The organism is Exiguobacterium sp. s146 (assembly GCF_018618415.1).
GTDB lineage: Bacteria > Bacillota > Bacilli > Exiguobacteriales > Exiguobacteriaceae > Exiguobacterium.
Genome location: NZ_JACSMA010000001.1, coordinates 254,572 through 278,660, shown reverse-complemented (window position 1 = coordinate 278,660; position 24,089 = coordinate 254,572). Strand labels below are relative to the sequence as shown.

Annotated in this window: 26 protein-coding genes; 6 read left to right on the top strand and 20 right to left on the bottom strand. The window is 54.0% G+C overall.

Going from position 1 to position 24,089, the window contains the following annotated elements; genetic code table 11:
* Window positions 1-59 precede the first annotated feature (59 nt).
* A complete protein-coding gene (locus KNP83_RS01580) occupies window positions 60-1,547 on the bottom strand; it encodes a cryptochrome/photolyase family protein (RefSeq protein ID WP_214759673.1) in 1,488 nt (495 codons plus the stop codon).
* A gap of 74 nt (window positions 1,548-1,621) precedes the next feature.
* Between KNP83_RS01580 and KNP83_RS01575 the strand changes: the two genes are divergently transcribed.
* Window positions 1,622-2,248, top strand: a complete 627-nt coding sequence (locus KNP83_RS01575; protein ID WP_214759671.1) for a class I SAM-dependent methyltransferase — start codon at window positions 1,622-1,624, stop codon at window positions 2,246-2,248.
* 2 nt (window positions 2,249-2,250) lie between these two features.
* On the opposite strand, the gene KNP83_RS01570 is transcribed toward KNP83_RS01575, so the two are convergent.
* Window positions 2,251-2,529 (bottom strand): hypothetical protein, encoded by a 279-nt coding sequence (locus KNP83_RS01570; RefSeq protein ID WP_214759662.1) that lies wholly within the window; start codon window positions 2,527-2,529, stop codon window positions 2,251-2,253.
* A gap of 76 nt (window positions 2,530-2,605) precedes the next feature.
* Here KNP83_RS01570 and KNP83_RS01565 point away from each other — a divergent pair, with 76 nt between their 5' ends.
* A complete protein-coding gene (locus KNP83_RS01565; protein WP_214759660.1) occupies window positions 2,606-3,076 on the top strand; it encodes a GNAT family N-acetyltransferase in 471 nt (156 codons plus the stop codon).
* Between the two features lie 17 nt (window positions 3,077-3,093).
* Here the strand turns inward: KNP83_RS01565 and KNP83_RS01560 are convergent, their stop codons facing one another.
* The 5 genes from KNP83_RS01560 to KNP83_RS01540 form a co-directional block, all read right to left on the bottom strand.
* Window positions 3,094-4,143 (bottom strand): C45 family autoproteolytic acyltransferase/hydrolase, encoded by a 1,050-nt coding sequence (locus KNP83_RS01560; RefSeq protein ID WP_214759658.1) that lies wholly within the window; start codon window positions 4,141-4,143, stop codon window positions 3,094-3,096.
* A gap of 63 nt (window positions 4,144-4,206) precedes the next feature.
* Window positions 4,207-5,946, bottom strand: coding sequence for a methyl-accepting chemotaxis protein (locus KNP83_RS01555; protein ID WP_251139151.1), 1,740 nt, complete (start codon window positions 5,944-5,946; stop codon window positions 4,207-4,209).
* Window positions 5,947-6,043: 97 nt separating this feature from the next.
* Complete coding sequence (locus KNP83_RS01550) at window positions 6,044-6,493, bottom strand: hypothetical protein (RefSeq protein WP_214759651.1); 450 nt, start codon at window positions 6,491-6,493, stop codon at window positions 6,044-6,046.
* Between the two features lie 12 nt (window positions 6,494-6,505).
* Window positions 6,506-6,928 carry a 3-hydroxyacyl-ACP dehydratase FabZ gene (fabZ, locus tag KNP83_RS01545; RefSeq protein WP_214759647.1) on the bottom strand — a complete coding sequence of 141 codons (423 nt, stop codon included), beginning with the start codon at window positions 6,926-6,928 and terminating at the stop codon, window positions 6,506-6,508.
* A 13-nt stretch (window positions 6,929-6,941) separates the two neighbouring features.
* Window positions 6,942-7,193 carry a DNA-directed RNA polymerase subunit beta gene (locus KNP83_RS01540; protein WP_029594701.1) on the bottom strand — a complete coding sequence of 84 codons (252 nt, stop codon included), beginning with the start codon at window positions 7,191-7,193 and terminating at the stop codon, window positions 6,942-6,944.
* A gap of 205 nt (window positions 7,194-7,398) precedes the next feature.
* Between KNP83_RS01540 and mscL the strand changes: the two genes are divergently transcribed.
* On the top strand, window positions 7,399-7,776 hold the full coding sequence (gene mscL / locus KNP83_RS01535; protein WP_214759640.1) for a large-conductance mechanosensitive channel protein MscL: 378 nt from the start codon (window positions 7,399-7,401) through the stop codon (window positions 7,774-7,776).
* A gap of 28 nt (window positions 7,777-7,804) precedes the next feature.
* Here the strand turns inward: mscL and KNP83_RS01530 are convergent, their stop codons facing one another.
* The 4 genes from KNP83_RS01530 to KNP83_RS01515 form a co-directional block, all read right to left on the bottom strand.
* Window positions 7,805-8,902, bottom strand: a complete 1,098-nt coding sequence (locus KNP83_RS01530) for a glycerate kinase family protein (RefSeq protein ID WP_251139150.1) — start codon at window positions 8,900-8,902, stop codon at window positions 7,805-7,807.
* Window positions 8,903-8,966: 64 nt separating this feature from the next.
* On the bottom strand, window positions 8,967-9,746 hold the full coding sequence (locus KNP83_RS01525; protein ID WP_214759638.1) for a flagellar hook-basal body protein: 780 nt from the start codon (window positions 9,744-9,746) through the stop codon (window positions 8,967-8,969).
* Window positions 9,747-9,757: 11 nt separating this feature from the next.
* Window positions 9,758-10,531: a flagellar hook-basal body protein gene (locus KNP83_RS01520; protein ID WP_214759630.1), complete on the bottom strand. Its 774-nt coding sequence runs from the start codon at window positions 10,529-10,531 to the stop codon at window positions 9,758-9,760.
* A gap of 118 nt (window positions 10,532-10,649) precedes the next feature.
* Window positions 10,650-12,581 (bottom strand): sensor histidine kinase, encoded by a 1,932-nt coding sequence (locus KNP83_RS01515; protein ID WP_214759627.1) that lies wholly within the window; start codon window positions 12,579-12,581, stop codon window positions 10,650-10,652.
* Between the two features lie 181 nt (window positions 12,582-12,762).
* On the opposite strand from KNP83_RS01515, the gene KNP83_RS01510 reads away from it, so the two are divergent.
* From KNP83_RS01510 to KNP83_RS15025, 3 genes are read left to right on the top strand one after another with little or no spacing between them, the layout of a single operon-like run.
* Window positions 12,763-14,574 carry a sensor histidine kinase gene (locus KNP83_RS01510; protein WP_214759624.1) on the top strand — a complete coding sequence of 604 codons (1,812 nt, stop codon included), beginning with the start codon at window positions 12,763-12,765 and terminating at the stop codon, window positions 14,572-14,574.
* Window positions 14,555-14,998, top strand: coding sequence for a LytR/AlgR family response regulator transcription factor (locus KNP83_RS15030; RefSeq protein WP_251139149.1), 444 nt, complete (start codon window positions 14,555-14,557; stop codon window positions 14,996-14,998). The genes KNP83_RS01510 and KNP83_RS15030 overlap by 20 nt, the downstream gene beginning before the upstream one ends.
* Window positions 14,999-15,031: 33 nt before the next feature.
* Window positions 15,032-15,334, top strand: a complete 303-nt coding sequence (locus KNP83_RS15025; protein ID WP_251139148.1) for a helix-turn-helix domain-containing protein — start codon at window positions 15,032-15,034, stop codon at window positions 15,332-15,334.
* Window positions 15,335-15,632: 298 nt separating this feature from the next.
* Here KNP83_RS15025 and KNP83_RS01500 read toward each other — a convergent pair whose 3' ends face one another.
* The 9 genes from KNP83_RS01500 to atpG form a co-directional block, all read right to left on the bottom strand.
* The gene (locus KNP83_RS01500) at window positions 15,633-16,394 is read right to left on the bottom strand and encodes an SDR family oxidoreductase (protein WP_214759622.1); all 762 of its coding nucleotides are present in this window, start codon (window positions 16,392-16,394) and stop codon (window positions 15,633-15,635) included.
* A complete protein-coding gene (locus tag KNP83_RS01495) occupies window positions 16,395-16,820 on the bottom strand; it encodes a DUF4275 family protein (protein WP_214759620.1) in 426 nt (141 codons plus the stop codon).
* A gap of 102 nt (window positions 16,821-16,922) precedes the next feature.
* Window positions 16,923-17,909: a rod shape-determining protein gene (gene mreB, locus KNP83_RS01490; RefSeq protein WP_021066145.1), complete on the bottom strand. Its 987-nt coding sequence runs from the start codon at window positions 17,907-17,909 to the stop codon at window positions 16,923-16,925.
* A gap of 77 nt (window positions 17,910-17,986) precedes the next feature.
* Entirely contained in the window at window positions 17,987-19,288 is a 1,302-nt protein-coding gene (gene murA, locus KNP83_RS01485) for a UDP-N-acetylglucosamine 1-carboxyvinyltransferase (RefSeq protein WP_021066144.1), read from the bottom strand.
* A 246-nt stretch (window positions 19,289-19,534) separates the two neighbouring features.
* Window positions 19,535-19,753: a DUF1146 family protein gene (locus tag KNP83_RS01480; RefSeq protein WP_021066143.1), complete on the bottom strand. Its 219-nt coding sequence runs from the start codon at window positions 19,751-19,753 to the stop codon at window positions 19,535-19,537.
* A 199-nt stretch (window positions 19,754-19,952) separates the two neighbouring features.
* Window positions 19,953-21,149, bottom strand: coding sequence for an EAL and HDOD domain-containing protein (locus tag KNP83_RS01475; RefSeq protein WP_251139147.1), 1,197 nt, complete (start codon window positions 21,147-21,149; stop codon window positions 19,953-19,955).
* Between the two features lie 177 nt (window positions 21,150-21,326).
* Entirely contained in the window at window positions 21,327-21,737 is a 411-nt protein-coding gene (locus KNP83_RS01470; RefSeq protein ID WP_214759618.1) for a F0F1 ATP synthase subunit epsilon, read from the bottom strand.
* A 28-nt stretch (window positions 21,738-21,765) separates the two neighbouring features.
* Window positions 21,766-23,184, bottom strand: a complete 1,419-nt coding sequence (gene atpD, locus KNP83_RS01465; protein ID WP_285801522.1) for a F0F1 ATP synthase subunit beta — start codon at window positions 23,182-23,184, stop codon at window positions 21,766-21,768.
* Between the two features lie 34 nt (window positions 23,185-23,218).
* The gene (atpG, locus tag KNP83_RS01460; protein ID WP_214719348.1) at window positions 23,219-24,076 is read right to left on the bottom strand and encodes an ATP synthase F1 subunit gamma; all 858 of its coding nucleotides are present in this window, start codon (window positions 24,074-24,076) and stop codon (window positions 23,219-23,221) included.
* Between the last annotated feature and the right edge of the window lie 13 nt (window positions 24,077-24,089).

Below are 24,089 nucleotides of genomic sequence, written 5' to 3'. Positions count from 1 at the left end.
AATGTAAAGCGGTCGTGAAGGGCATGCAAAAGTTTGTGAAGACAACGTAAAAAACCGACTCATAAAGAGTCGGTGTCGTCGAGTGTTTGTCTCGCCTTCGCCAAGATATCCGCTTTGACGGCATCGTCCCGCCCTTGCCAGTTACGAACCATCATCTTCATGCGCTGGTTCTTCGCGAACCGCTCCTCGTGCTTGTCGATGAAATTCCAATAGAGGGCGTTGAACGGACACGCGTCCTCTTCGGTCGTATGTTTCGGGTTATATTTGCAACCTTTACAGTAGTCGCTCATCTTGTCGATATACTTGCCCGAAGCGACATACGGCTTGGTCGCCAATTTTCCGCCATCGGCATGGAGCGCCATCCCGAGTACGTTCGGTAGCACGACCCAGTCATAAGCGTCGATATACAACTCGTTGAACCAGTCACTCGTCTGTTGCGGCGACACCTCGAACAGCGTCGCGAAGTTGCCGAGCACCATGAGCCGTTGAATGTGATGATTGTGCGCCTTCTCGATGACCGGTTTCACGCTCTGATGGATGCAGTTCATGTCCGTCTCGGCGTCCCAAAAATAGTGTGGCAAGTCGCGCTCATGCTTGAACGTGTTGACCGACTCATATCCCGGCATCGAGGCCATGTAGACGGCGCGCATATACTCTCGCCAGCCGAGGATTTGACGGACGAACCCTTCGACCGAGGCGAGTGGCGCGTCCGACTCCACCGCTGCCTGGACGACTTCATCCGGAGTCAGCAGTCCGATGTTGATTGAAGACGATAACAGGCTATGCGACATGTCCTGATTGTCTGTCAGCATCGCGTCTTGATACGGACCGAACGTCTCGAGCCGCTCCTTGATGAACCGTTTCAGTGCCCGGCGCGCCTCACTGCGCGTCACCGGCCAGACGAATGGCGTGATGTCTCCAGGATGGTCGGCGAAATCTCGTTCTACTTTTTCAATGATGTCTTTTGTGATCGCGTCCGGTCGGAAGTGAATCGGTGCCGGAAACGTCAGCCCGTCTTTCGGCGGCTGGCGGTTGTCCGCATCGAACGACCATTTCCCACCACGCGGTTTCCCATCCTCGAGCAACACCTCGAACCGTTTCCGCATCTGACGATAAAACCGGTCCATCCGCCACGGCACGTCACCAATCGTGTCGACGGCCTCCTGTTTCGTTAAGTAGAAGAGTGGGACGTCCGAATGTTCGACAAGCTTATGCTTTTTCCCGAACTGTTGCAACTTCTTCTCCATCGCGGCGTCGGTGACGGCGGTGTAATGAATCTCGTTCGGTTCATATCGTGTGAAGTGGTCGTCCCACGCGTCTTGGAACGAATCTGCCTCGTGATAATCGACCGTGTAGCCTTTGTCGCGCAACTCGTCGGCGAAGTGACGCATCGCCGAGAAGATGAGGACGAGCTTTTGTTTATGATATTTGCGCCACATCGCCCGGGATGTCGCCTCGATCATCACAATGACGTCATCCTCCTCGATGTGTCTGAATAGCTCGAGCTCGTGCGACAACTGATTGCCGAAAATCCAAAAGGAACGCATCGATTCAACTCCCCTCCTAAAATGGTTATGCTACACTCAATTTACATCTGGTCCGAACAGAAAGGAATGGTTTGATGCGCCCGAAACGTCTGCAAACATGGATTGACAGTCAATACGAGAACCCGCGCGGCATCGTCGGGACTTACATCGGCGAGAAGATGGTCCGCCAACATCGCGTCGAGGTCGATTGGACGATTGAGCAACTTCAGATTCAACCAAACGACCGCATCCTTGACCTCGGATGCGGCGCCGGCGACGCACTGGCTCGGCTGCTTCAGAAGGATGACACGGTACATGTGACCGGGCTCGACCGTTCCGCGACTATCGTCCGCTCGGCGCTCCGACGAAACCGTGCGGCCGTCCGGGAACAGCGGGCTGATGTCGTCGAAGGAAACATCGGGAAGATTCCGTTCCAAGACGAACAGTTCGACCGCGTCTTCAGCATCCACACGCTCTACTTTTGGGAAGACGTGCCCGCGGTGCTTGCCGATATCGAACGTGTCCTCAAACCAGGCGGGTCATTCGTCATCACGTACTGTGACGGGAAAGGTGACGTGAACTGGGACGGGATCGCGGCAATCGTGCGCGAACAGTTCATCCCCGCCGCTTCTGCGCTCGGGTTCATTGATGTCCATGAACGCCGCGGACCTGACTCGCGCGATTATCATACGGTCGCGGTGACAGGACGGAAGCCAGTTTAAAATCATCCCCGGCTCTTCCGTGTCACGGCAATCCCACCGAACCCGCTGATGATGGCGATATAGAAGCCCAAATCATAGAACCAACCGGTGTTGTTCACCTCATAGACGCGATACGTGTCATTGAATAAGCCTAAGATAAGTGACACCGGTGCGATCCAACCGTGCCAAATCCCCCAAAAGAAGCCGGCCGGGTCGGTCGTGTACGTGCCGTCGCCCGGCACACAGCCGCCGAGGACGAGTATCAAACTGAGCATGATGGCCAATAATCCGATTCGTTTCATATGAATCCCTCCTGCTATGAGTATTCCCGGTTTTACAGAAAACTGTACCGCCCGACACGCGAATGGAGATGAGACCATGACCCCCTATTCGATTCGACACATTTTTGACCTCAACTATGTCGATTTGACCGACTTGCTTGTCGCCAGTCGTCAAGAAGGCTTTCGCATGCTCGACCGGTTGGTGGATGACTTTCACGACGGACGCAACCGGTTCAATCAACCCGGCGAGTGTCTACTCGGAGTGTTTGACGCCTCTGGCCATCTAGTCGGCATCGGAGGATTGAATCAAGATCCATATTCTCCTGGACATCCGGTCGGGCGGTTGAGACGATTTTATATTTCGCCGGCTCATCGTAGACAAGGCATCGGGAGACGTCTCGCGAACGCATTGTTGCTCGAAGCGAAACGGACCTTCCTCACCGTCGTTCTCCGGACATATACGACACAAGGGGCACAGTTCTATGAATCGCTTAGCTTCATCCCATACGATACCTCGACTACAAGTCATGTGATCCGATTCAACGAAACAAGCAGCGACTCTTCATGAGCCGCTGCTTGTTTGTGTTAGCGCCACAGTTGGACCGTGTTCGCGAACTCGATGTCGGTCGCAATTTCCCCATCGAGGGCATGTAAATCGAAATCCTTGCCGTCGAGCCACTCCTGAAAATCGAAGATGACCGGGTCGCGGTCGCCGCCGAGGGCGAACCACGTCTCGAGCGTCTCCGGGAAATAGGCGGCCGTATGGATTGTGCCGGCCCAGCTCTTGTACAGCTCCGAGAAGACGCCTTTGTCCGAGTCGTTCATGAGCCGGAATGCACTCTCGGCGTCCTGGACGATATGTTGATACATCTTGATTTCCATCATCCGGCGTGTTGAATCATCAAGATGGTAACGGTTCTCGTGTTGTAGCAATTCGAAATGGTTCGTACAGATATTCGACTCGCGGACGCGAATGTCGCGCGGTGTCGCTTCGATGACACGCGTCTTCGACGACTTGTCGTGGACGACATACGTGAACGAGCCGCGGTGCGGAATCTCTTGAAGCAAATCGACCGCCTCCTCGACCGTGGCGCACGTCTCGAGAATCATTCGGCCAATCATCTGACAGACGAAACCGTCCCCGGGCCGTCGGCGGTTGATGAAGTTATAACCCATGGCGAGCCCTTTCTCGTTCATCCCGTCCATCCGGCCGGTGACACGTGAGACGGGACCGATAACGGCGTAACCCTCATCTGGCTGGAACACGTTATAGCGTCCATCGTACGTCATCGGGTGATAGTCATAGTTGCGGACGAGGAAGTTGTCCCCCGTCAAAATCGAACAGCCGCTGACCGGGTTATTGACCCGGAAATGACCGAAGTGAAGGAGCGTATCGGCGAGCGTCAACTCGAGTTCGTCCTGCAGACCGAGCAGTTCCTCCCAAATCTTCGGGGCGAACCGGTCGAACGCCTGCTTCGCCTCGCGCTCGTCAATCTCAAAGCGCGGGACGCGGAGCTTCCACTGGTCGGTCCGGTTCTCGAGCAGTTTGCTGCGCTTGATGTATTTGCCTTGGAAACGGCCAAAATCGTAATGACTGCCGCGGAATTGTGTGAGTTCACTAGAGACACGTTGCATGAAAAAACCTCCCTTGCGCCTAGTATAACGGACGCAACGAAGGTCTGTCTGACTTGAGACTGCTCACAACTTGAACTGTCGGCTCATGCGTTGCATGTCCTCGGCCGTATGCGACAAGTCTTTGACGAGTCGGTTCATCGTCTCGCTCGTCGCCGACATCTGTTCGGTCGAGGCGGCCACTTCCTCGTTCCCGGCCGTACTCTCTTCCGAGATGGACGCGATATCCGACAAACCGCGCTTAATGTCTTCCTGGTTCGTTTTGACGCGTCCGAGTTGTCCTTGCATCGAGTTCGTCAGGCGCTGCATCTCCCGCACACTCTGCTCAATCTCGTTAAACGCACGCTTTGTCGCTTCGAGTGTCCGCTTGCCGTCCTCGGCGGCATCCATGCTGTCCGTGAACGTCTCACCGAGCGCAATCGAATTGCGTTTGACACTACCGACAATCTCAGAGATCTCACTGACCGAATGGGCGACACTGTCCGACAACTTTCGAATCTCGGAAGCGACGACGGCGAAGCCTTTCCCGTGCTCGCCAGCTCGGGCCGCCTCGATGGCCGCGTTCAAGGCGAGCAAATTCGTCTGTTCCGAGATTTGACGAATCATCGTGACGAGCGCGGTCACTTCGTCCGCTTGTTGCTCGAAATCTTTCACCTGGCCTTGCGACTCGCGCACTTGCAGGTGGATGTTCGTCATCTTGCCGACGGCATCCTCCATGAGGAGGAGTCCTTCGGCTGTCACCCGGCTGACGACTTCCGCCTGTTCGCTCACGCCGTTGCCGTCGTGTGCCGTCTGGTCGACGAGTCCCGAAAACTCGTTCATATGCCCGTACAGTTTCATCGTGAGCACGCTCTGGTTCTCGACGCCGCCCGCGATTTCTTCCATCGTGTAGGCGATTTGACGCGAGGCGTCGTTCACTTCTTCCGAGATGCTCGCCACGTTGCCGCTCTCATCGCGCACGGTCTGAGCGGACGCCTGTAATCCGGAAATCAAGTCCCGGAGCATCTTCGTCATCTGGTCCATCGAGGCGGTCAACCGCTTGATCTCGTCATTCGCCTTCAACTGGATGTGATCCATCTCCTTGGCTGCCGTCGCCAAGTCGCCGCTCGCGATATGCGTCGCGACCCGCTCAAGTTCACGGAGCGGTCGGAGTTTCCAACCGAGATAGCGCCAAATGAGCACCGAGGCAAGACCGAGCAAGATGACGAGTCCAATCAAAATCGGCGGCAAGCTCTCTTGCAGCACGTCTTCCGTCACCGCGGCGACATCGCTCGCTCCTTTATCGATGCCGAGGACACCAATCACGTCCCCGCCTCGTTTAATCGGCACGAGCACCGTCATATAGTCCCCATATTCCGGGTCCTCGACAATCGGTGTTGTGACGGTCTCACCTTCAAACGCCGGTTTGGCATCCTCGAACGACGTCGCTGTCGTCGGTGTGCCGATCTCGACCGCATCGCTCGCGCTCATACCGTCAACGATGATTTGAAGCTCTTCCCCGTCGGCTGCGAGCGTATAGACGTACATCGCCCCGATTTGCGTCCGATACGTGTCGAGCTGTTCCCGAAACTGCTCGAACCGTTCATCCTTCGTCGGATTTTGCATGAAGGCCGCATATGCCTCTGCATCAATCGCCTCGCTGATGCGCGCTCCGTCCGCCAACAGGACGGCTTGCATCGAGCTCTGCACCGTATGCTTCGTACTGACGTACTGCAACACGCCGAACATGACGATGAGTAGCGTGATGAACGCCAACATCATCGTCAAAATTCGCGTCTGCAGTGACTGTGGTTGATTTCTTTTCATGTGGTTCCCTCCAATCGTCCTTATTGTATGTATCGGACGATTTCCAAAAAAACTGCACAAAAAAAACGGATGATTTTCGACAAAATCATCCGTCTGTTCATTCATTTGTCGAATTCACAACCTCGAGCGGGATCGACACCTCGGCCTCGCCTTCTTCTCCGATATGGAAGAGCGGCAGCGTCTCGGTGACGAATAGATCGGGGTTCAAATCCGCTTGATAGACGTACGTCCGCACGTCCCCTTCGCGTTCTGCGACGAGTTCACCGAACGGAATCGGGACGCGCGTGCCGTCGACTTCGTAACTGATGATCGTCGTCGGATCGAGACGACGGTCTTCGAGCATCCGAATCGTGTACAGCATCGTCGAGCTGTTCGTCCGCTCGAGCGAGACGGCAATCGATTCCGATTGACCGGCCCGCTTGTCAATCATCGCATCATCGACGTCCTGTTCGAATACGACGTTCTCTTCAGCCGGGTCATCTTGCACTTGTTGGCAACCGACGATGGTCGCTAATCCGAGAATCAAGGCAATCACCAATACGCGCATCTCGTCCTCTCCTCACTTCAAGGCGAAAGTGAGTTCCGCTTCACAAGCAACTTCTCCGTCGACTGTCGCTACGGCGCGTCCTTTACCGATTGGTCCACGCACTTTCAAGATTTCGACCTCGAGGCGCAATTGATCGCCCGGGACGACTTGACGTTTGAAGCGACATTTATCGATGCCTGCGAAGAACGCGAGCTTGCCGCGGTTCGACTCTTGCTTGAGCATCGCGAACGCGCCGACTTGTGCGAGCGCCTCGACGATCAAAACGCCAGGCATGACGTTATAGTCCGGGAAATGTCCGTTGAAGAACTCCTCATTTGCCGTCACATTCTTTAATCCAACGGCCCGCTTGCCTTCTTCGACCTCAAGAATTCGGTCGATGAGCAAGAACGGATACCGATGCGGGATCACTTCTTTAATCTGTTCAATCGTGTACATGGTTCCACCACCCTTATGATGTTAGCCAAAAATCGGTGATATGGCGCCACGTGTCGATGTTGAACACGTCCTTCCACTCGCCTCCGCCAATTACGCTGTACCCGATGATGGCCCCAATCGCAAGCATCACGAAAGCCAACAGCAGGACAACGATGACGCGTAACAAGATCGGGAAACGTCGATGGTTCGATAATCGCTTCCGCTCCGTCCGCTCTTTAGACTCGGTCTGTTCCGAGCCGTTCTGTTCTTCGTTCGCCACGTCCATACATCCTTTCAGCTGAATTAATCATAACATATTAGTACCTGGTAATAAAACAATTGCATGAGTTCTATATAAGTGTAACGTATCTACCATCGGTCGAACAAGCGCCCGGCCTAGGGCACGAGCGATGCTTCTGTGAAAAATACTGTCTGCCTCCGTTCATCCTGTGCTACCATAAGAGTATTCATCGTTTAGGAGGTATTATTTTATGTGGAAAGAGTTCAAAGAGTTTGCAATCAAAGGCAATGTGATCGACCTCGCCGTCGCCTTTATCCTCGGTGCCGCCTTCACGGCCATCGTCACGTCACTCGTCAATGACATCTTCATGCCGTTCCTCGGCATCCTCATCGGTGGCATCGACTTCTCGGCGCTCGCGGTGTCGGTGCTCGGTGTGAAGGTGATGTACGGCAACTTCTTACAAGAAGTCGTCAAGTTCTTCCTCATCGCCTTCGCCTTGTTCATGATGGTCAAAGTGTTGAACCGTCTGAAACGCGAAAAAGCGGTCGAAGAGACGCCGGAACCGGAACTGTCTCGTGAAGAACAGCTCCTCTCCGAAATTCGCGACCTGTTGAAAGAACGCCCATGACCAAAAGACGCCTGAACCCCCTTTCGGTTCAGGCGTCTTTGTCGATTAAACGGAACGCTCGGCTGACGGTAGCCGTCAACAGCGGCGCGGCTTGTTGCATCGCTTCCTCGAGCGACATCACCCGGGAAACAATCGGGAACACAGCCTCGATGCCGACGTCCGGGAGCGCCACCAAGTCCGTCTGTCCAGCGAAGACGAGCGTCGGCACGCCATGTGTATGCGCGAGACGGGCCAACCCGTACGGTGCTTTCCCGTGAAGCGACTGGTCATCGAACCGACCTTCCCCTGTGATGAGCCAATCGGTCGTCCGTAACGCCTTCTCTAGGTTCGACCACCTTACGGCTTCCTCGATTCCGCTCACGTACGTCGCTCCGAGCTGATAGAGCGCAAAACCGATCCCGCCCGCTGCGCCCGCCCCCGGCAGCCTCATCAGGTCGTGTTCGAAACAACGGGCATACGCGGCGAGCTGTTCATCATAACGGGCCACGTCAGCTTGCGGTAATCCTTTCTGCGGACCGAATACGGCCGCGGCGCCATTAGGTCCGAGCAATGGATTCGTCACGTCCGAAGCGATGCGCCACTCGATGTCATGCGCTTCTGGTATGAGGCCGGACCAATCGATGCGAGCGACGCGCTCGAGCTGATGCGGGAACGAATCGAGGACGCGTCCTTTTTCATCGAAGAAGCGGACGCCGAGCGCTTCAAGCAGTCCTTTGCCCCCATCGATTGTCGCGCTCCCTCCGAGTCCGACCGTAATGCGTTGCGCGCCGCGCTCGAGCGCATGCCTAATCTGTATCCCGGTCCCGTAGGAGCTATAGCGCCACGGGTCGAGCACGTCGGTCAAGGTGAGCCCGGACGCCTCGGCGACTTCGACGACCGCCTCGCGCGCCAGCTCTGACCAGCCATACCGAGCCCGTCGCACCGTCCCGTCGAGAGACATGATGTCTTGCGTGACAACCTCGACTTGCGGGTGCGTCAAAAGCCATGCGTCCAAAAAACCTTCCCCGCCGTCTGAGATCGGCACCTCAATGACGTCATGCCCAGCGAGCGCCTCGCGCACCACCCGATTTGCCTCCACGCTCGTGAGCGATCCTTTGAATGAATCCATTGCCACAACGATCCGCATGTCCATCCCTCCTCTTATTCAGTGTAACGCAAAAACCGCCCTTCCGAAGAAGAACGGTCCATGATTATCGGAGTGACGTGACGAGTCCCATCATCTGATCGCTCATCGACAACGCCCGTGAGTTCATCTGATACGCGCGTTGCGTGATTGTCATATCGGTCATCTCTTTCGTCAAATCGACATTTGACGATTCAAGCGTGCCTTCGATCAACAGATTGCCGAGCGGACGGTCGACGTCCGCCCCTAAGTCAGCCGCATAGACGTTGTCGCCGAGCGGACGGAGTGCCGACGTGTTACGCACCTCGACGATGTCGAGGCGGCCGAACTCTTGCTCGACCCCGTTCACGCTGGCGACGACCATGCCGTCTTGACGGACGCGATGCGCCGTCGCCTCGTTCGGCATGACAATCGGGTTGCCGTCCGCACCGAGGAGCGCGTTGCCGTTCACGTCGACGAGTGTCGTCGTGTCGCCGACTGAGAGCTGCATGTTCCCGCTCCGTGTCAAGCCGACACCGTTTTCCGTCTCGACGGCAAAGAACTGGCGGCTCGCTTTCAAGAACACGTCGAGGCCACGGTCGGTCTTGCGGATTTGGCCGATATTGAACTGTTGGCTAATGTCGGCGACATGGCCGCCGACGCCGATGCGAATCCCGTTCGGCGTGTCGCGTCCGACTTCGAGCTCGGCGCGCGGTTGATTGTCGTACGCCTGCGACAAGAGCGAGGCGAAATGGGTCTGTTCCCGTTTATAGCCGGCCGTGTCGACGTTGGCGATATTGTGACCGGTCACATCGAGTTGGCGTTGCAGCTGTGTGAGCGACGAGACCGAGTTATAAATCGATTGCATAAGCTTCCTCCTTAACGAATCCGAGCGATTTCAATGGCCCGCTCGGCACTCTTGTCATACGCTTGGACGACTTTTTGGTTCGCCTCGAACTGACGGTACGTCGTCATCAAATCGGCCATTGTCCGGTCGAGGTCGACGTTCGCCTCTTCAATAAACCCTTGCTGGAACTGAACGTTCGCAGCAGGCGGGGCGTCTCCATTGACCCGATAATCGTTCCCGACTTGCTCGAGTGTCGCCAAGTCATCGATTTGGGCGGTACCGAGCGTCGCCACGTTTTGACCGAGCGACGTGATTTGGCCGTCCCCAGACAATGTGAACTCACTTGACGGCAATTGAATCCGTGCGCCGACATCCGAGAGAATGTAGCCGCCGTCCGCTGAGCGCAAGAAGCGCTCCTCATCGACCGCGAAGCGTCCGTTCGTCGTATAGAGCGTCTCGCCGTTCTGCTCGACGGCGAACATGGCCGCCCCCGTCGCGTCAGCCGGTACTTTCATATATACGTCGGTCGGGCTGCCCGTCTCCGAGATGCTGCCCGTCGAGAAACGCGGCATCGTCTCTTGCAAATACACGCCCGTCGACAACGTGCCGACCTCGCCTTGGACGCGTGAGCCCGAATTCCCCGAGTGGCTCACTTGGGCGAGCAACATTTCCGGGAACGAGCGGACGACGCCGTTCGATGCCTTGAATCCGGGTGTCCGGACGTTGCCGAGGTTATTGCTCAAAATCTCTTGTTGACGTTGGAGCGCGTTCATCGCGCCCGCCGCCGTATATAATCCGCGTAGCATGGTTCGTCTTCCTTTCGTCGTTCAAAGTCTTCACTTTCTATATCGTACCAAACGAACGTTTCGTTTACCGTTTTTCGAAAAAAACTAAAAAAACCACTTCGCGATGAAGTGATTTTCGTCAAGCGACAATCGGGAGTTCGACCGTCATGGTCGTGCCGTTCCCAAGTTCAGAACGGACGCTGATCGTTCCGCCGTGCGATTCGATGATCTCCTTACAGATTGCAAGTCCAAGGCCGGTGCCTCCAATATTGCGACTCTGCTCGTTTTGGACACGGTAGAACTTCTCAAACAGTCGTTCGGCATCTGCGGGCGCCACACCCATGCCTTCGTCTTCGATGGCGATCCGGATGACATCGTCATCACACGAGACGTCGACAGAAATATTACCGCCGTCGGGCGAGTATTTAATGGCGTTATTCAAGATATTCGAGAACACTTGACGCAGTTGCGCCGGGTCACCGGAAACACGAATCGTTTCATCGCAATCGAAATGGAACGCATGCAACTCGGTCGAACCGGCATGAATCTCAAGAATATCGGACAACATTTCGAACAAACTCTCGACTTTAAAGTCTTGCTGACCTTTACCGGCCTCCATTTTCTGCACGTCGAGTAAATTGCTGACGAGCCGCTCGAGCCGGGTCGTCTCGCTATGAATCATGCTCAAGTAGCGTTTGCGCTTCTCTTCGTCGACGTGTCGATGTTCAAGGAGTTCGGTAAAGCCAAGAATGGATGTGAGCGGGGTCCGAAGTTCGTGAGAGACCGTCGCGACGAGTTCCGTCTTCAAGCGGTCAATCTCAATCTCTTTCGTAATGTCCCGCGACACAAACATCACGCCGAAACGTTCGTCCTGCAGTTCAATCGGTTCGGCGTACATCCGTATGATACGTCTTCCCCCTTGCATCGAATACGTAAACGTCTCATCGAAGATTCCGCACTTCTTGGCCCGATGCGTGAACCGATTGAGGCCGTCCTGGTCATCGATCTGTTCCATGAACGGCTCGTAGAACGCGTCGATCGGATATAGGCTCTGACGGTCGCCGAACGGGAACGGTTGGTCATACAATTCGAACAACGCCTCGTTTCCGAAGCGGTGGTTCGTCTCGAGTTCGACGAAGACAATCGCGTCCCGCATTGTGTGAATCATCCGCGCCGTCTTCTCACGTTCTTTCTCAAGTTCGTCATGCTGATGAATTAGTGACGATGACATGACCATGAACGACTGCGATAATTGTCCGACCTCGTTTTTCATCGGCTCAATCGGAATGAGTGTCGCATGTGGATCGACGGCGAGCCGCTCACTGTTTGTGATTAGTGACTGCAGTTGATTCGTCAAGCGCACGATGTACGGTTGCAGGCTGACAAAGAGGATGAACAACGCGCCGAGCAAGATGAGGAGCCACATCCACTGGGCTTTGGCGAGCTGCTCTGACAGCTGTTCTCGAAGACTCGTCTCTTGGAAATCGAGGTCCGCTCGGTAATCGGTGAACACCGATTCCATGTCGACGATGCTCGCGCTCATATCGGCCGCACTTTTCGTATTCAGTTTGAATCGGGTCTGGGTCGAGGTCGCATTCTTCGGCATGAGTTGGCCTACGGTGGCCATCTGTAAGAACGGTTCATCGATCTCCCCGTTCGCTTTGGCGACGACATAACGCTCGAGGCCAGGCATGACACGCGTCGTGTAGATGCTGAACAACAAACGCGCGTCTTCGGCGAACGTCGTCTCGGCTTTCGATGCGGCATTCTGTTCGAACCAGCTCGTCTGATCATCGATTCGCGCTTGCGCCCGCTTCACTTCCGCGAGCAATGCGTCCTCCCCAAGCAGGACGTGACCGCGCATCTCGTACTGCATCGATTGCCACGTTTCGAACAAGTCAGTCGCCCGGGCCCGCTGCTCACTGATGCGTTCGAGTTCGACAGTTGTTTCGCGGATTGCTTGCTGGGTATAAAAGTATGTGCCAAGTGACGTCAACGTGATTAAAGCGATTAACACGTAGAATACGGTGAGCACTTGCCGGCTAATTCGTTGTTCAATCCAACGCTTCATATCGGGCCTTCTTTCCACAGGTCAAATAAGTTTCAGGGGCATTTTCAAACGGTTCTGCTATTCAAAAATGACGAATTCATGTACGATAAGTACACATTCGTCACTTTCATTAGTGTGTGAGTAGTGTTAGTATATCGTTCACTTCTCACAAGAAACTCACAAACACGAAGGGAATATGCAGATGACCCCTAAATCGATTGGGCTGATTCTGTTGATGGTGATTCTCGTACTCGGAGGCGGACTAGCCTTGACGCGAGGACAAACGATTGACGATTCAGCCCCCGTCTCACAAGGAACGGCCGATTTGACCGATTCCAGTGTGACCGACCAAATCATGCGCCTCGACGGCACGTGGCGATTTCAATCGAGCTTGCTCGATCAAGTCGACCGTGAGTCCTATCGACGAATCCCGCATGTGACGCCACATAAAACGGCGACCTATGAAGCTGACATTACCTTGCCACCGGGACAATATGCACTACGCGTCCCACGTAACCACCCCCATGTCAACCTCCTCATTAATGGGAATACCGTCTCACCCGTCTACGCATCGACAGATGAAAATCCTCGGCATGCTTACCTCGTTCTGCTAGATACGCATACCCCGACGTTCCGCTTGACGATTCAGACGACCGCGACCGACGAACTTGCGACCGGTATTGCCGAAAGCGTGCTCATCGGTCCGACTAGTAATATGATGACATATCACAATAAATACTTTAGTTATGAGTTTGTCATCATTCTCATTTCACTACTCATTTTCTCGTTCTACGCCATCGTCTGGCAGTTCCACCGTAAAGAAGCGCTTTATCTGTACGGGGCCGCTTTCTTTTTGCTCGTCAGTGTTTCCCTTTTGACGAGCGACCAGATGATTGTATTCGAAATTATCCCTTGGATGACTTATGTCTCGGCCCATAAATTGAATTTGATTACGGCGCTGTTGAGCATCGCCATGCTCATCAATTTCGCCTTGAAACTCGAGCGTGTCCCGTTCCGGTATTTCTTGAAATATGTCTCGTGCCCGTTCTATGCGCTCAGTCTGATTGCCCTTGTATTGCCTTACGGCTACCATGAGCTGTTCGACCAGTTCGCTTGGATTTATGTCCTGTTCATCACGTTCTTTTGGACCGGCCTCAACATCAACTGGCTGTTCGAACGAAAAGATGACGGGTATCCGTTCGAGTTTTTAGTGTTCACGGTGGCGCTCATCATCGGTTATATCGGTCAGATTTTAAACGCCCTGATTGATCACCCGGACCAGGAACTGTACACGAGCATCCTATCGCTCATTTACTTCCTGCTCATGTTCACGCTACTCCCGATTCATTTGTCGACGGATAAACGGCAAAAGCGAGAAGTGCAGACATTTGCTCAAAAAAGCGAAATCTCGTTTTTCAACGCGCAAATCAAACCGCACTTCCTGTACAACACGTTCGGCAACGTCATCGCCCTCTGTTACACGGCACCGACCGAAGCGGCGCGCCTGCTCAGTCATTTGAGCACATACGTCCGTTTTATCTTCGAGAACGGCCGTACGGAAAACGATATCTCGCTCGGGCAAGAGCTTGAGGTCATCGACTCCTATTTGATGATTGAACAGACACGCTTTAACGATGCCTTGACGATCACGAAAGATATCGATCCGGCGACGTTAAACGCTCAAATTCCGCCGCTGTTGTTGCAACCGCTCGTCGAGAACGCGGTCCAGCATGGGTTGATGAAGCAAGATGGTGTCAAACGGCTCATGCTGTCCGTCCAGTCGGCAGACGATGCCATCGAAATCCGGATCGCCGATAACGGCATCGGCTTCGAACCAACGTCTCATTTAAAACGTCCTAGCGGAATCGGGATTCCGAACGTCAAAAATCGGATCGCCTATTTACCAGGAGCCATATTTAAATTAAATTCTGAACCCGGGGCCGGCACGCACGTCTTTATACGCCTCCCGAAACAAGAAAGGATGAACGAGTCAGATGCGCACGATCTTGATTGAAGATGAACACCATATTTTGAGGATGATGGAACGCCTCGTCCAATGTGAACCGAATTTAAAATGGATGGGGTCGTTCCACGATCCGCTCCAAGCGCTCGAATTTTTAGCCGACCAGGAAGTCGATCTCGTCTTCCTCGATATCGAGATGCCGCAAATGACCGGTATCGAGTTTGCGAAACGCTTGCCCGCGACGACCCAAGTCGTCTTCACGACGGCCCACAGCAAATATGCGGTCGAGGCGTTCGATATCCAAGCAACACATTATCTGCTCAAACCGATCACCGAACAGATGATTCACGATCTCATCCCGCGCGTGTCGAAACGATATGCGGAGACGCTTGCGACTGAACATCACCGCACGTGCTCGATTCAATGTCTCGACCATTTCTCGGTCAAGACGCAAGACGGTGATCTCGTCAAATAGCCGACGCAAAAGACGGAGGAGCTGTTCGCCTACTTGATTTTCCATCGCGATAAAGTCGTCAACAAATGGCTCATCGCCGAGACGCTCTATCCGGAGATTGATGAGCCGCAGCGTGCGCTCCACAACGTCTACAACCTCGTTTACCGCTTGAAGAAGACGCTCGCCGAGTATGACTTGAGCATCTCCGTCCAGACGATCAATAACGGTTATTCGCTCCACTTAGATGATGCGTGTGTCTGCGATTATTATGACTGGCTGGATGCGAAGCGTAAGCCATTCCCACAAACGGAATTGAACGCTCGTCTATTTGTCGATAAAGACTATACGTGGCATTGAAAAAGAGCTTGTCGTCTATCATCTTATAACGCTCATCCTTTTAGCGCCTCCGCTTTCCTAGGGGCGAGCAGGGAGCCGCATCACGACTCGCGTCGCTGCTGGGTCTCCCTTCGCTCGCTAATCCCTCAGGAGTCTCCGGCGCTCCGGATGAGCGACACGAGCGAACAGTCACTTTCCGAGTGGCTGTTCGTTTTTTCTGTGTTTTCGCATCGAATACAAAAAAACAAACCGACTCGCTGTTTCGCGAATCGATTCGTTCACAAGTTGAGCTTGTCCCAATTCGTGGGACAAGCTCTTTTTAGCGTCCGACGAATCCGCCGTCGACGTGCAAATGCTGCCCATTGACCCACGCCCCATCCGGTCCCATGAGGAACGCGATATAACGGGCCGTATCCTCCGGTGTGCCAACGCGTCCATGTGGGAACAGTGGCTCGAGCTGTTGCCGCAATGCGTCATCGATCCAGCCCGAGTCGGTCGGCCCCGGGTCGAGCGCATTGACGGAAATCCCGTACTTCCCGGCCCCGTTGGCGAGTGCCGGCGTGATGGCGATCAAGGCGCCTTTCGTGGCGATATAGGCCAAGTTGGACGCATCCGCTCCCCCAGACACCATGAACAGGATGCGTCCGTCCGTATGTCCCGCTTGTTTGTAACGTTCGATGAAGGCGAACGTCAAACAGAGCGTCCCTTCGTTATTGACGAGATAATGGCGACGTAACGTTTCCGACGTGAACGTATCGACGCTCACGTGCCGCTCATACGTCGCGTTGTTAATCAGACGGCTCGGAGTACCGATTGCCGCTTCGACACGGTCGAGCAGCCCTTCTGCGTCTCCAGACGCCAAATCGTACGACTCATGCGCGACACGGGCCCCTGAGGCCTTTAATTCGTCGACGAAGCCGTCGATGAATTCTGGCTCCGCTCCTACCCCGTCCGTCCCGTCAAACGGGGTCCAGTGCGTCAAATACAAGTCATGGCCTGCCCCGGCAAGTTTTCGGGCGACGGCCGCCCCGATGCCTTGCGTCCGGCTGACGCCGGTGATGAGTGTGAGTGGTCGTGCCATTCAATCGTCCCCTTTTATCCCTAATTTGGTGAGAAAATACGGTCCCCAGTCCGCTTGGTGCGGGATAACGTACGTCCACGTATACGCCGGGTCGACGATATAGACGTCCGCATAATCCATCGTTGCGACAATCAAGTCTTTTCTCGCAATCGGTTTGGCTTGCGTCAAGTCGAGCTCGAGGACATCGTCCGAGTGCTGAAAGAACACAAGACACGTCCATTTTGCAGCGCGGTGCATGGCAAGATCGGCCTCTTCCCCACAGAGCGCCTCATTGCCGAGATGCTCCCACAAATATGGCCATAGGCGTCCTTGCTGTCCCGTCGATATGAAACGTCGTCTCCATGTTTGTCGTGCTTGCTCGCCTTGATTCTCATACTCGATGACCCCGACCCCTTTCGCCGTCAATCGCTCAATCAATGGATTCATCAATACCCCTCCCCTTTTAGTCTATCCATTTCCAGAAAATTCGGACAGTCCTAAACACAAAAAGAGGCATGACGCCTGTAGACGCCATACCTCTTCATCTGTTTACTTCAAACGATCCAAGTGCTCGAGCATGATGCCCGTGCCGTGCGCGACGCTAAGCGTCGGCTCTTCGGCGATCATGACCGGCAAACCGACACGCTCGGCGACGAGCTGATCGATGCCGTGGAGGAGCGAGCCGCCACCTGTCATGATGATGCCGCGGTCGATGATATCGGCCGCAAGTTCCGGAGGCGTCTGTTCGAGAACGCGCTTCGTCGCTTCGACGATCTCGTTCGCCGATTCGGCCATCGCTTCACGGAGTTCTTCCGACGTGATGGTTACCGTACGTGGGAGCCCACGCACCATGTCACGACCTCGGATATCCATCGTCTCGTTACGTCCGCCTGGGAAGACCGTCGCAATCTCTTTCTTGATTTGCTCGGCCGTCCGCTCACCGATGACAAGCTTATGCTTGTCTTTGATGGCGCGGAGGATGTCCGTATCGAAACGGTCCCCGGCGATTTTAATCGTTTCGCCGCAGACGATATCGCCCATCGAGAGGATGGCAACGTCTGTCGTCCCGCCACCGATGTCGACAATCATATGACCGACCGGCTTCCAGATGTCCATGCCCGAACCGACGGCTGCTGCTTTCGGTTCTACGGCGAGGAAGACTTCTTTCGCACCGGCCTTCTCGGCCGCCTCACGGATCGCTTTCGCTTCGACCGGTGTCACGTTCGCCGGCGTACAGATAAGCATACGGATGCCGCCGAAGAAACCGCGGACCTGAATCTTCTCGACGAAGTGACGTAGCATCTCTTCGGTTGTCGCGAAGTCGGCGATGACGCCGTCACGGAGTGGACGGATGGCGACGATGTCACCTGGTGTACGTCCGACCATCTGATACGCTTCCGTCCCGACAGCGAGTACTTTCCCTGTCGAACGCTTAATGGCAACGACCGATGGCTCGTCGAGGACGATGCCTCGACCTTTGACGTGGATGACGACGTTTGCTGTTCCTAAATCAATCCCGATATCTTTTGAAAACATGGTGTGTAGGTTCCTCCGTTCGTTACTTCATTGAAAAGAGCGAGAAGAGTCTCTCCTCGCTCCTATGAGTCTATTAATTAGTTCTTAACCATTTCTTCGGCAACTTCGACGTTCCCTTGGATGCGCTCGATGTCTGCACCGAGAGCTTGCAATTTCTTGTGGAAGTCAACGTAGCCACGGTCGATGTGGTAGAGATCGCCGACGCGTGTCTCTTCGTCCGCGATGAGTCCAGCGAGGACGAGCGCAGCACCGGCACGAAGGTCCGTCGAGACGACTTCAGCACCTTGGAGGCGAACGCCGCCTTTGATGATGGCCGAACGGCCTTCGATTTTGATGTCAGCGTTCATGCGGCGGAACTCTTCCACGTGCATGAAGCGGTTCTCAAATACTGTTTCCGTAATAACCGATGTGCCGCCAGCTTTCAAGACGAGCGCCATCATTTGTGCTTGGATGTCTGTCGGGAAACCAGGGTGTGGCATCGTCTTCACGTCGACCGGCTTCAACTCGTCCGGTGCGATGACACGCATGCCTTCTGCTGTATCCTCGAATTTGACACCCATTTCTTCCATCTTCGAGATGAGCGGGCGAAGGTGCTCGCGCTCAGCACCGATGACTTCGATGTCGCCGCCTGTGATGGCTCCTGCGACGAGGAACGTACCGGCTTCGATGCGGTCAGGAATGATTGAATGCTCAGCGCCATGAAGCTTGTCGACACCTTCGATGCGAATCGTTTCTGTACCGGCACCGCGCACGTGTGCGCCCATACCATTCAAGAAGTTGGCGAGGTCAACGATTTCAGGCTCTTTAGCGACGTTCTCGATGATTGTCGTGCCTTCCGCGAGGACGGCAGCCATCATGATGTTCTCTGTCGCACCGACAGATGGGAAGTCCAAGTAGATCTTCGCACCTTTCAAGCGACCGTCAACCGAAGCTTCGACGAAACCGTTGCCGATGACCGTTTTCGCTCCCATCGCCTCGAAGCCTTTCAAGTGGAGGTCAATCGGACGTGAGCCGATTGAACATCCGCCTGGCATCGCAACACGTGCGTGGCCAAGACGAGCGAGAAGAGGACCCATGACGAGGATTGAAGCACGCATCTTACGAACGTACTCGAGTGGTGCCTCGTCTTTGATTGTGCCCGACGCATCGACAGTGACTTCGTTACTCGCTTCGTCAAATGAAACCTCTGCACCGAGGTGACGAAGCACTTTGTTAATCGTGTACACATCGGCGAGGCGTGGCACGTTTTGAAGTACCGACTTTCCTTCACCTGCTAAAAGAGTGGCAACCAATGTTTTGAGTACGGCGTTTTTAGCTCCTTCAACACGCACAGTACCTGACAATTTACGTCCTCCACGGACTACAATCAAATCCTTCATATCTCTCTTTGTCCTCCAACTTCGTTGATTTTTTGTTTTATACGTCGATATCCGTTACCGGATGTGGTTATGTCGATTACTATGATGGTTTGTATCACGTGACGCCTCATCAGAGAGAAAAATAAGAATAAAAGCAATCATAAAATTCTGATGAAAAAGATCGTCATGTCAGACGAATTTATCCTATCACGATAAACATATACGATACGTTACAGCAGGATTACAGTTTAGTAATCATTTCCCTACCTACTGTAATGGTGCGAGTGCCTGAGCCAATCGGATATACTCCAAGAAGAACTGGGCGATCAGTGAACCGAAGACGACGGCGACGAGGACGCGCAAGACAGCAGCTTGCGGACTCCTCACTTGATTGAGCAAGCGGTCCCATTTGACCGGCATGAGCGCCCACCAAGCGACGTAGATCGCTACGACGTAGATGACGAGCGATAATACGGTGTTCAGCATCGACGATTCCCCTCTTTTCAAAATTTCGTACCATTTTTCATCATAGCACGACGCGTCAGAGAAAAAAAGACTTAGCGTTCAAATGAGTGGCTGAATGGGTTCATCCGATCAACTCGCTTTCTCTCCAAAAACCGCATACAAAAAAGGAACGTCAATCGGCGCATGGCCTTAGTACAGTAATTGACGTCCCTTCAACATTTCAAACATTATTCACTTCAGCATCATAAGTTTGGCTCCAACGGATGGCCTCGACATAGTAACGAGACAAGTCCGGCATCGTCTCATCGACGTCCACCGTCAACTGTTCATAGGCGAGTACCGTGTCGAGCAAACCGCGCAATTCGTTGTCTTCCCCGAGGAGCGCCGCCTTGACGATTGGTTCGACCGGGAGCTCCGAGACGAGCGTCTGCATCGCCTCATCCAAAATGACGTCGAGTGACGAGAAGATGCCCGTGATAAACGCATCGAACGCGGCCACGTTCGGCAGCGTCTCGGCCGCAATCAGTTCCATCATCTTGCCGCGGATGACACTCTGTTTAATCAATTCTTTCGATTCGGACGTCTGTAGCTCACGCAGCAACATCAAATACGACCAACGTCGCATCTCATCGAGACCGATGCGCGCGACGGCCTGTTCGATCGATTGAATCGTGTGACGTCCTTTTTGATACACCGTATTGACCGAGCGCAACATCTTATACGACAAGTCGACGCTTCGCTCGATTTGATTGGCGATGCGTCGGAAGTTGGGTTCCGGTCGATCGAGTTCTTTCAACACTTCCGTGAGCGTATGCCGGAGCGGATGGACCTCGGCGCCGTGGACGACCGTCGGCCGGCTGAAGAAATAGCCTTGGAACATGTGATAGCCAAGCTTCTTGGCAATCTCATATTCAGCCGGCGTCTCGATTTTCTCCGCTAAAAATTCGACCCGGTGACCGAGTGCGTCGATGAGCCGCTTCTGTTGGTCGATAGGTGTCGCCTGGTAATCGATTTTGATAATATCGGCAAGTCCGATGAGCGGCCGATACTTCTCTTCGAACACGAAATCATCAAGGGCGATCGTATAGCCTTTCCGGCGCAACGAGCGCAACGCCGCCAACACTTTCTCCGTCGGTTCGACATGTTCGAGCACCTCGACGACGAGCGTCTGCCGCGGCAACAAGGCCGGGACCTCGCTCTCAATCAAGTTTTGCGGAAAGTTGATGAACGCCCTCGTCCCTTCCGTCAATTCCCGAAAGTTGAAGACGAGATAGGCGTTATGAATCACATCGGCGGTCGCGAGTGCATCATCGACGTGTTCAAATATATTTTTCTCGCTGCGGCGATATAACAGTTCATAGCCACAGATACGTAGTTTTTGATCAAAGATCGGTTGGCGCGCAACATAAACTTTCATCCCATTGTCTCCTTTACCGTAGTTCCCACCTATATTATCGGATAAGGTGCGCCTATCTTCCACTATTTGGGCGTAAAACTTTTGATGCTTTAGACCCATATATAATGAAGGAACGCGATTTATTCGGTCTAATGGCATAGAAAAAGCCTTCCCCGCAAATGCGGGAAAGGCGTTTGGTCATTCTTTGATATCGCGAATGCTCAGACGGTTAATCGCTTTTTTGAGCGCGAGTTCCGCACGACGGAATTCGAGGTCCGAGAGCTTCGTGTCTTGGAGACGACGCTCGGCACGAACTTTCGCCGCAGAAGCGCGGTCATAGTCGATTGTTTCCGCCATTTCGGCAGTTTCAGCTAAGATCGTCACCGTGTCGGGACGAACTTCCATGAAACCGCCGCTGAGTGCGATCAGCGTACGTCCACCATCTTCGTGGCGCAGTTTAAGGACCGAGATATCGAGCGGTGTCACCATCGGGATGTGTTTCGGTAAGATACCGAGTTCACCGGTCACCGATTTGGCAATCACCATCCGTGCCTCGCCCTCGTAGGCTGCACCATCCGGGGTGACGACGTTGACGTGAAGAGTATTCATCGTCTAGTTTCCCCCTTCCGTGTAGGTCTTAGACCAACGTCTTCGCTTTTTCGATGACGTCTTCGATTGGACCAACGAGACGGAATGCATCTTCTGGAAGATCATCGTGTTTACCATCGAGGATCTCTTTGAAGCCACGGACTGTCTCTTTAACTGGTACGTACGAACCTTTTTGGCCTGTGAACTGCTCAGCCACGTGGAAGTTTTGTGACAAGAAGAACTGAATACGACGGGCACGGTGAACCGTGAGCTTATCGTCTTCAGACAACTCGTCCATACCGAGGATTGCGATGATATCTTGAAGTTCTTTGTAACGCTGAAGCGTCTGCTGCACGTTACGAGCTACTTCGTAGTGCTCTGGTCCGACGATGTCAGGCGAGAGGGCACGTGAAGTCGATGCGAGCGGGTCAACGGCTGGGTAAATCCCCATCTCCGAAAGACGACGCTCCAAGTTCGTCGTTGCATCAAGGTGAGCGAACGTTGTCGCTGGAGCCGGGTCAGTATAGTCATCGGCTGGTACGTAAACCGCTTGAATCGATGTGACCGATCCTTTAGCCGTCGACGTGATCCGCTCTTGAAGCATACCCATTTCTGTTGCGAGTGTCGGCTGGTAACCTACGGCAGATGGCATCCGACCGAGAAGGGCCGAAACCTCAGAACCTGCCTGTGTGAAACGGAAGATGTTATCGACGAAGAGAAGAACGTCTTGTCCTTGCTCATCGCGGAAGTATTCTGCCATTGTCAAACCAGTCAAGGCTACGCGAAGACGTGCGCCCGGTGGTTCGTTCATCTGACCGAAGACCATCGCCGTTTGCTTGATAACGCCTGAGTCCGTCATCTCGTGGAACAAGTCATTTCCTTCACGCGTACGCTCACCGACTCCTGCGAATACAGAAATCCCGCTGTGCTCTTGCGCGATGTTGTTGATGAGTTCCTGGATGAGAACGGTTTTACCTACACCGGCACCACCGAAGAGGCCGATTTTACCACCTTTGATGTAAGGTGCGAGAAGGTCGACGACTTTGATTCCTGTTTCCAAGATTTCAACTTTTGTTGACAACTCATCGAACGTCGGTGCTTGACGGTGAATCGGTGACCGACGGACTGTCGGTGATACTTCTTTATCGTCAATCGGGTTACCGAGTACGTTGAAGACACGACCGAGCGTCTCTTCTCCGACCGGTACTGAAATCGGTGAACCTAAGTCAAGTACTTCCATGCCGCGGCGAACGCCGTCTGTTGAGTCCATCGCAATCGTACGGACCGTGTCATCGCCAAGGTGGATCGCCACTTCAAGCGTCAAGTCGACACTGACATCTTGTGCCGATGTAGCCACGTGTGTGACTTTAAGGGCGTTATAGATGTTCGGTAAGTGGTTGTCAAACTTAACGTCGATAACTGGGCCCATGACTGCGACTACGCGGCCTTTCATGCCGTATTCGTTCATCGTGTTAGCCTCCTACAATCTAGAGGACGGGCGCTTATTCAAGCGCAGCCGCACCTCCGACAATCTCTGTGATTTCTTGTGTGATCGCCGCTTGGCGCGCGCGGTTGAACTTGAGCTTGAGTCCACGGATGAGTTCATCCGCGTTGTCTGTCGCGTTCGACATCGCCGTCATCCGAGCCGCGTGCTCCGATACTTTCGCATCGAGGAGCGCGCCGTAGATGAGTCCTTCCGCGTAACGCGGGAGGAGCGCTGCTAAGATCGTTTCTTCTTCTGGTTCGTATTCATACATCACATTGGATGCGGTCTGTTCGATATTCCCAAGCGGAAGCAATCGATCGATCTTCACTTCTTGGCTGATGACAGAGATGAATGAGTTGTAGCAGAGCTTCAATTCATCAATCTCGCCTTCACTGAACGCGCCGACCGTCTGTTTGACGATCTCTGCGACTTCAACGAATGATGGCTGGTCGTTTAATCCTGTCATGGCACTGTACACCGGAATGTTACGGGCCTTGAAGAACTGAACGCCGACCTTCCCGATCACGTACAGACGGTACTCGTCTGTTGAATCGTGTTTGGCTTTCAACTCGCGATACACGTCACGAAGGACGCTGGCGTTGTATCCACCAGCAAGTCCGCGGTCTGACGTGATGACGATATAGCCGGTCCGTTTGACGGGACGGACTTGAAGCATCGGGTGTGTTGCGCCTGAAGTACCGCCGGCAATCGACGAGATGACTTCCTGCAACTTGGTCATGTACGGCTTGAAGTTGGCGTTGCTCCCTTGAGCGCGGTTCAATTTCGAGGCCGACACCATGTTCATCGCTTTCGTGATTTGCTTCGTGCTTTGGGTCGAGGTGATCCGCATCTGGATCTCACGTAATGATGCCATTTCGATTCACCAC